Origin of the sequence: Micromonospora sp. SL1-18, assembly GCF_047921505.1 — a bacterium.
GTDB lineage: Bacteria > Actinomycetota > Actinomycetes > Mycobacteriales > Micromonosporaceae > Micromonospora.
In genome coordinates this window covers 1-7201 of sequence record NZ_JBLROA010000126.1, presented here as the reverse complement: position 1 = coordinate 7201, position 7201 = coordinate 1, and the positions used below count along the sequence as shown (strand labels likewise).

Sequence of the window (7201 nt, the reverse complement as noted above, 5' to 3'; positions counted from 1 at the left end):
GCCTACGCCGCGACTACCCCAACATCCACCGCCACTTCTGGCGCGACGCCCGCCTGTGGTCCGGCTCCTACTTCGCCGGCTCCCTCGCACACGCACCCCTGCCGGTCCTGCACCAGTACATCGAACAGCAAAACCGGCCCGGTTAGAGCACGCTCGGGCCTTGGCGGCCCTCCCGCGCCGGCCTCCACCCCCGCCCTGACTAAACGGCGGAGCACTGCCCCGCATCCTGGTAGCGGCCTTTCTCGCAAGAAGGTTCTCGCTGAAATGCTGCCCTCACCTACTGCGGACCGCGACGCCTGCGATAACCCGTTCCGATACTGTCTTAATCACTTCACTGCGATATCTTGCTCTCGGCGCGCGCCGCCATCTGCCCGCGGCAGGGTGAAGGACTCCGCCGGTCAGCCGGCCGTTATGAGCCGGTGAGCACGCCCGAGGCGACTTCGTCCGTCACCCGGGATGGCCTGCCGAGCGCCGCCGGTGCGCGGCAAGTGTCAACCGCCAGGTGACTTCGCCGGCTGACGGGACCTGCGCGGCGTCGTCGGGGCCGGCTTCGGCCAGGTCGAAGACACGGCCGAGCATGGCTTCAACACCGATGCTGCGGTAGGGCGCGTCGGTGGGCCAGCCACGCAGGTTGCGCCACAGGGCGGTGGAGCGGGGCTGGCTGTCACATTCGAGGTGCAGGGTGAGCCGGTCAGCGCCGTCGATCACCCGAACCCTCGGGCAGTCGAGCAGCACCGCGCCGAGGGCGGTGCCGTCGTCGGGTCCGAGCCGCTCCAGCGGTAGCCCGGCCGGTGTGGGCCACGGCGCGCACAGCCACGCGCTGCCGGCCGGCCATCGTTCGGGACGCAGCAGCGTGGCGGCTTCCGGGTAGAGCCGGACCGGGGTGCCGGCGGGCGCGTCCAGCCGGGCAGCGGGTGAAAGATCGAGCAGGGCGTGGGCTGCCCACACGAAACGGTAGCCCGGGTCGGCCTGGAGCCGATAGTCGGCGACCACCACGCCGGAACTGTCGGTGAGCCGCCGGGTCAGGGTGAACTCGGGGCGCTCGATGGTGGCGCTGCCCGCGCCGGTGTTTCGCCACGGCCGGGACCAGATGTCTCCGTGGTCGGGCGCCCCGCGCACCGTCGGCAGGCACTCCTCCAGGCCGCCCGCGTCGACGAACGGGTCACCGGGGCGCACTTCGTCCCGGCGGGTGCCCGGCCGCCGCCACAGCCACTGCCGGCCACCGCCTGTCAGGGTGGTCCACCGGCCGCCGTGCAGGTCGTCGGTGCAGACGTACAGCGGCACCGGGGTCATTTCTGAAGTCTCCGGCACCGTTACCGCCGGCCCTTCTTCCCCCGTACCTTCTTGACGTCCCGCACGGCCTTGTCCAGCAATCCCCGCATGGCGGTCTCGGCCGCGGTGGCGTCCTTCGCCCGGATCGCGTCCACCACCGCCCGGTGGCTGGGTACCGGGTCGTCATGCGGCTCGCCGCCGTGCACCAGGCGGTCGCGTTCGGCCAGGCCGGTCTCCATGACTACCTCCATGCGCTCGAGCAACTCGTTGTGAGTGGCGGCCAGCAGCGCGCGATGGAAGTTCAGGTCGGCGGCGACGGCGGAGGCCGGATCGCCTTTGCCGGCAGCCATCTCCTCCAGCGCACCGGCCAACGCGGCCAGGTCGTCGTCGCTCGCCCGGCTGGCGGCCAGACGGGCCGCGGCTGGCTCGACGATGCTGCGTACCTCGTGCAGCTGGTCGAGCAGCCGCGGGTCGGCGCCCTCGGCGAACTGCCAACGGATCACGTCAGCGTCGAGGAGGCTCCAGTCCGCGCGGGGCCGCACGAACGTGCCGCGCTTCTGTCGGGCGTCCACGAGGCCCTTGGCGGAGAGCACCTTCAGCGCTTCGCGTAGCACGGTGAGGCTGACGTCGAGTTCCGCCTGCAGCGCGGTGAGGTCCACGGTCGCCCCGGGGGCGAGCTCTCCGGCGAGAATGCGGCGGGCAATAACCTCGACGACCTGCCCGTGCAGCCCGCGGCGTGCATATGTTGTCAAATCTTCACACCTTATCGTTCATTGATGTCGAGCTTTCAGGTTGAGGCTTTGACCGCGGTCCAGCCGCCGTCGACCACCAGGCTCGCGCCGGTGATGTAGGCGGCGTCCGGCGAGGCAAGAAAGGCTACGGTGGCGGCGACTTCGTCCGGTGTGCCGAAGCGTTTGGCCACCGTCTGCGCGATGCTCTGCTGTCGGTCCGCTTCGGCCACCCCGTCCCACGCGGCGGTGAGGATCGGTCCCGGCAACACGGTGTTCACCCGCACCTGCGGTCCGTACTCGACAGCGAGTTGGCGGCCCAGCGAGACCAGTCCGCCCTTGGCGGCGGCGTAAGCCGGCCGTCCGGGTAGGCCCACCAGCGCGTGCACCGAGGAAACCACCACCACCGAGCCGTGGCCGGCACGCAGATCGTCCAGGCAGGCCCGCACGCCGAGGAAGGTGCCGGTGAGGCTGACCGCGAGTTGGTGGTCCCAGGAGTCGCGGCTGGTCTGGTGGGCGGGGGCGACCTCGACGGCGTAGGCGTTGCTGACCAGGATGTCCACCGGCCCGAACGCATCCCGCACGGCCGCGACCGCAGCGGCCCACTCGGCCTCGTCGGACACGTCGGCGGCGACGGGCAGGGCCCGAGCGCCGGCGGCGGCCAGTTCGTCGGCCAACGCCCTGCAGTCGCTTACGTCCATCAGCCCGACGGCGGCGCCCTCTGCCGCGAGTCGTCGTGCGGTGGCCGCGCCGATGCCGCCGAATGCTCCAGTGACCAGCGCTGTCTTGCCTTCTAGTCGTCGCATGTGCTGGTTCACCTGTCCACCGGGATTACCAGATCTAATTATTAATTACGAAAACATCTTGACAGTGACGCGCACCGGATGCAACCGTGAGCGACTTCGATCCCAGTCGCCGCCGATTCCTGGGGGCGGCGGCGAGTTATTCGCCGTACGCGAAGGCGACCCAAACGACCAGTCGCACCCAGGTGAGCGACCACCTGGGTGCGACTGTCGCCCTTCAGCAACTGGCGTTCAGGCCGGCCCAGTTGGCCCGATCGTTGTAGCCGCCGTCGCCCGCGTCACCGACTACCAGTTCAAGCACCCGTACGCCGGTCAGGTCGACGTCGACGTGGCGGATGTCGTCGCGGGTCAACACGCCACTAGCGAACAGGACTCGGCCATCGCCGATCACCTCGAACGTCGCGGTTGCGCCCTCAGGCCCGACGTTGCGAACCGCGTCGTCCAAGCCGACGACCGCGGTCAGCCGGCTGCACCTGTCGCCGAGGTAGTAGCGGACAGTGGACGGGGATGCGACGCCAATGCCGACCGGATACACCTGGCCGAGCATCTTGATCGGCGATCCGCCACCGACGCTGCGATCGATGGTCGGCTGCATCCACCCGCTGGTGGCACTGATCCACGAATGATGCGACAGCACGACCTCGCCGTGCGGCGGCGCCGGCGCGATCACCAGAGCCGACCTCGTCGTCTGCTGCAACCGTCCGTGCCCGCGCACGTCGTAGGAGGTGGTGGCGCTCAGCAAGGCATCGCCTGCGACGGCGGAGTTCGGCACGTCCAACGCGACGGCGAAGGTGACGGCACGGCCGGGAGGCAGGACCTGCGGCGCATCGTTGAGGGCGCGCACCGCCCAGCCGGCAGGCGCGACCAACGCGAGCTGCGGGGTGAACACCGGCAGCAGGCCGTCGTTACGCGCGACAATCTCGACCCTCGCCTCGTCGCCCCCGGCGAGCACCGGCACCGAGCCGTCGGGCGTCGCGACGCCGCCGACCTCCGTCACCTCAGGCAGACCGGCGGTTACGTGTGGAACACCCGGCTTGCCATCGGCCGGGCTGATCCGCAGCAGTGCCGCACCGTGGCCAGCAACGGCCGCGCTGATGGTGCCAGCGCTCTCGGTGACCTGATCGGTCCAGGCGTTCTTGACGGTGAACCGCGATCCGGACAGGCCGAGCCACGAGGCCTCCGCAGTCAACAGCTTCGCGCTTTCGCCCCGATTGAGCAGCACCACGGCCCGGCCGCCGTCGGCGAGAGGCTTCACCCACGTCTCGGTCGCACGGGCGGGGCCGACCCGCACGGCCTGGACGCCGGCGGGATCCTGGTTGATGGCCAGCACGTCGGGGTCGGTGAGGACGTCGACCGAGGCCTGGCTGAGCTTGCGTACGTCGCTACCGATCACCAGCGGAGCGGCGGCCACGGACCACAGCGTCATTTGCGTCCGGAATTCCTCGTCGGTCATCCCAAGCTGAGGACCGAGGTAGTCCGGGTCGTTGAAGTGCCCGGGCCCGGCGGCCTCGGGGTGGCGCGCGTTCGCGTCGTAGTTGCGCAACACGTCCTTGAACTTGATGCTGCGTTGAAAGCCGACGGCGGTGTAGGTTCGCCAGGACTGCGCGATCTTTGGTGCGTAGGACCAGGAGTAGGTCGCCTGCTGCTCTTCGGGATAGTTGCCCCAGTCGGGCGAGGTCACCGGGTTGCACAGGTTGAAGATGATCGGACGGTCGCTGGCGTTGTTCCGCAGTGCCTGCGCGAATTCGGTGAAGACCGTCTTCGGGTCCAGGTTCGCGACGATGCCGCACACGAAGTCCACCTTCACCGCGTCGAACTCCCAGGCGGCGAACTGGTCAGCGTCGCGCTGGTAGTAGCCGCCGCTGCCGACTCCACACTTACCGGGGATGTGCGGCCCGGCGTCGGTGTAGATGCCCGCCCTCAGGCCCTTGGCGTGGATGTAGTCCACCAGTGGTTTCAGCCCGTTTGGGAAGCGGGTACGGTCGGCCTGCAGGTCGCCGGCTGCCGTGCGCGGCTGCGGGTCCTGCCAGCCGGCGTCCAGCCAGACGATGTCGTAGCCGGCCCGGGCCAAGCCGCGGGAGACCAGGGCGTCGGCGACTTCCTTGACCGACTCGTGTGAGAAGTTGCCGCCGAGGCCGTAGTAGGTGTTCCAGCCCTGGTACGGCGTCGGGCTCAGCCCCTGCTCTGCTGCTGGCCTGCATCCCGCTATGCTGGCCTGTCAATATCAATTCGTAAATTATTAGCTCTTGGCGCCCGACCCCTGGCGCAAGGCGTGAGGATCGACTGGCCAGGACGATTCGGCGGGCCGGGTACGGCGGTGCCGGTTGGAGGACTCGTCGAGCAGCGACCACAGCATTTCGCGCATGCGCCTCTCTGCTCGGTCGGCGTCGCCGTCACGCACCGCGCGCAGGACGAGGCGGTGGGCGGATACCGCCTCCGGGGACACGTCCTCGTGGTGGTGGATCAGGTCTTCCTCCCGTGTTTCGAGCGCGACCGCCACGAGGCCGATGAGCGTCTCTGATCAGCTTAGCGATCCTAAGTCGGATTGAGTTTCCGGGATCGTTTCCCACCTGGGTGGAGATGCGTGGACGTGGAAGTGGAATCCCGCGCCCAGTGCTGCTCCGCGTGGCCGGTGGCCGGTGGTGGGTGTGCTGATCGTGTTCACGCCCTGGTGTCGGTGGGCTGCGCGGGGCAGCTTCCGGTCCGTTGGTGCGTGTCCCTCCGGACGCTTGCCCGCCTGACCGTGGGGCCGGGTGGGGGAGGGTGCCCTGCGTCGCCTGGGCGCGGGGCGTGAGGTGTGCTGCCGGGTAGGGCCGGTCTTCGACCGGTCCTCCCGGCTGGCCTTGCCGGTGGGGGTGACGACGGCTGCGGCTTCGAGCGTGTCCACGACCGCGCGGATCGCCATGTGCCCGCTGGTCTTGTCGGTGACGGTCTTGTTCTGGTGGGTGAGGCCGCGGGCGGCGATGCGCCGCCAGGCACCCTGGTCGCGGTCGCCTTGCCATCGGCAGGACTGGTTGGGGCAGATGGCCCACTTCCAGCCCGCGACGGTCGGCTTGTCGGGCGCTTTGCAATGTCGTAGCGGGGTCAGGCACTGGGGGCAGTGTTTTGACGTGTTGCGGGCGGGGACGGGGACCACGGCGACACCGTGCTCGGCGGCGCAGTGCCGCATTCGGTCGACGATTTTTCCGCGTACCTGCTGGGACAGGCGCGTGTTCAGGCTACGGCCCATGCCCTTGGCTTCCATCGACCGCAGATCTTCCACATAGATCACCGTCGCGGCGGCGGCGATCGCCTGGTCCACGGCCCACCGGGCGGCGGCCCACGCGAGCGCGTCATTCAAGTTCGCACGGCGCTGGGATACATGGCGGATCTCGTCGCGCAGGACCGCGTGTTTGCCGGCGAGGTCGTGCTGCTGGTCACCGCCGATGAGCCGCTGGTAGTGGTCGGCCTTGGCGTGCAGCCGCTCGGACAGACGCCGCAGGCGATGCTGCTTGGCCAGGACGCCGGCAGCACGGAACTGGCCACCAGCCCCCAACGCGGTGATTCGACGGTCCGCCTGCAACCGTAGGGCTCCGGCGGACAACAAGGTGTTGAGGCCCCAGTCCACGCCGACCGCCACCGTGTGCTCGGCGCGCTTCGCCTTGGGCACCGTGTGCGTGTACGCCATATCGGCGCGTACCTTGCCGCCGGCCAAGCGCAGGGTGGGTAGGTGCAGCACCGCCGAGACGGGCACCGTGGGCGGCAGGCTGATCGGACAGGCCACCCACATCCAATCCTGATACGAGCGCGGATCCGCGCGGGTGGGCAGTTGTAAGCGCAGCAGCGCTTTGGCGGGGTCGGTGTCGCTGCGTTCGATGGTGGCCTGCTGCCGGTCACACGCGGCCAGCAGCAGCATCCGCGGAATCCTCGGGACGCCTTCGAGTTCGAACACGTCCACCGGCAGACGACCATTGGCGTTGAGGAACGTGGCGGCCTGCCGGGTCCGGACCTTGATGACGCTCGACGGCAGGCCCTGCCCGCCCGGGATCGCCGTGCGCACCTGTTCCCACTCCTGCGCGGTCCGCTTGCGTGGATCGGCTGGCCAGGTCGCCAGGACCCCGGCGGTGAGATCAGCACGCCACTTCACCGAGCGCAGAGCACGCCCTGCCTGTTCTTGGGCCATCCGTACGATCCGGTCGTTGACCTTCACCCCCGCAGGCGGGGCAGTCGTCCAGCCCAGCCGCCGCAACGCCATCCACGCGTTCGACGGCAACCTCCGCCCACCCGCATCCTGCCCGGAGGCGAGCACCTCCACATCCCCGCTGTTCCAGTGCTCGCCGATCAGGCCGCCGACCATGCCCGCCACCAGATCGGCACACCAGCCGACCCGCTCCGCCAGCACCGCCTGGGACAGCACCT

The 7201-nt window shown here is 69.5% G+C and carries 8 protein-coding genes; 2 read left to right on the top strand and 6 right to left on the bottom strand.

Annotated features, from left to right (window positions below; genetic code table 11):
* Positions 1-146, top strand: a 146-nt coding sequence (locus tag ACNAW0_RS29520; RefSeq protein ID WP_416291321.1) for a transposase, incomplete at its 5' end; no start/stop codon positions are given.
* A 301-nt stretch (positions 147-447) separates the two neighbouring features.
* On the opposite strand, the gene ACNAW0_RS29515 is transcribed toward ACNAW0_RS29520, so the two are convergent.
* From ACNAW0_RS29515 to ACNAW0_RS29490, 6 genes are all read right to left on the bottom strand, one after another.
* Positions 448-1293, bottom strand: coding sequence for a hypothetical protein (locus tag ACNAW0_RS29515; RefSeq protein WP_416291318.1), 846 nt, complete (start codon positions 1291-1293; stop codon positions 448-450).
* Positions 1294-1313: 20 nt separating this feature from the next.
* Entirely contained in the window at positions 1314-2024 is a 711-nt protein-coding gene (locus ACNAW0_RS29510) for a FadR/GntR family transcriptional regulator (RefSeq protein WP_416291317.1), read from the bottom strand.
* Positions 2025-2059: 35 nt separating this feature from the next.
* Positions 2060-2806 carry an SDR family NAD(P)-dependent oxidoreductase gene (locus ACNAW0_RS29505; RefSeq protein ID WP_416291316.1) on the bottom strand — a complete coding sequence of 249 codons (747 nt, stop codon included), beginning with the start codon at positions 2804-2806 and terminating at the stop codon, positions 2060-2062.
* 214 nt (positions 2807-3020) lie between these two features.
* On the bottom strand, positions 3021-4979 hold the full coding sequence (locus tag ACNAW0_RS29500; protein WP_416291320.1) for an NPCBM/NEW2 domain-containing protein: 1959 nt from the start codon (positions 4977-4979) through the stop codon (positions 3021-3023).
* A gap of 63 nt (positions 4980-5042) precedes the next feature.
* Positions 5043-5303: a hypothetical protein gene (locus ACNAW0_RS29495; RefSeq protein WP_416291315.1), complete on the bottom strand. Its 261-nt coding sequence runs from the start codon at positions 5301-5303 to the stop codon at positions 5043-5045.
* A 21-nt stretch (positions 5304-5324) separates the two neighbouring features.
* Entirely contained in the window at positions 5325-6992 is a 1668-nt protein-coding gene (locus ACNAW0_RS29490; protein WP_416291314.1) for a zinc ribbon domain-containing protein, read from the bottom strand.
* On the opposite strand from ACNAW0_RS29490, the gene ACNAW0_RS29485 reads away from it, so the two are divergent.
* The coding region (locus tag ACNAW0_RS29485) for a hypothetical protein (RefSeq protein WP_416291313.1) at positions 6982-7201 on the top strand (220 nt) is incomplete at its 3' end. The genes ACNAW0_RS29490 and ACNAW0_RS29485 overlap by 11 nt on opposite strands.

Bases quoted from the DNA above. Each gene is read 5' to 3' on its own strand.
- ACNAW0_RS29505 (WP_416291316.1), bottom strand. From the start codon at position 2,806: ATGCGACGACTAGAAGGCAAGACAGCGCTGGTCACTGGAGCATTCGGC.
- ACNAW0_RS29515 (WP_416291318.1), bottom strand. From the start codon at position 1,293: ATGACCCCGGTGCCGCTGTACGTCTGCACCGACGACCTGCACGGCGGC.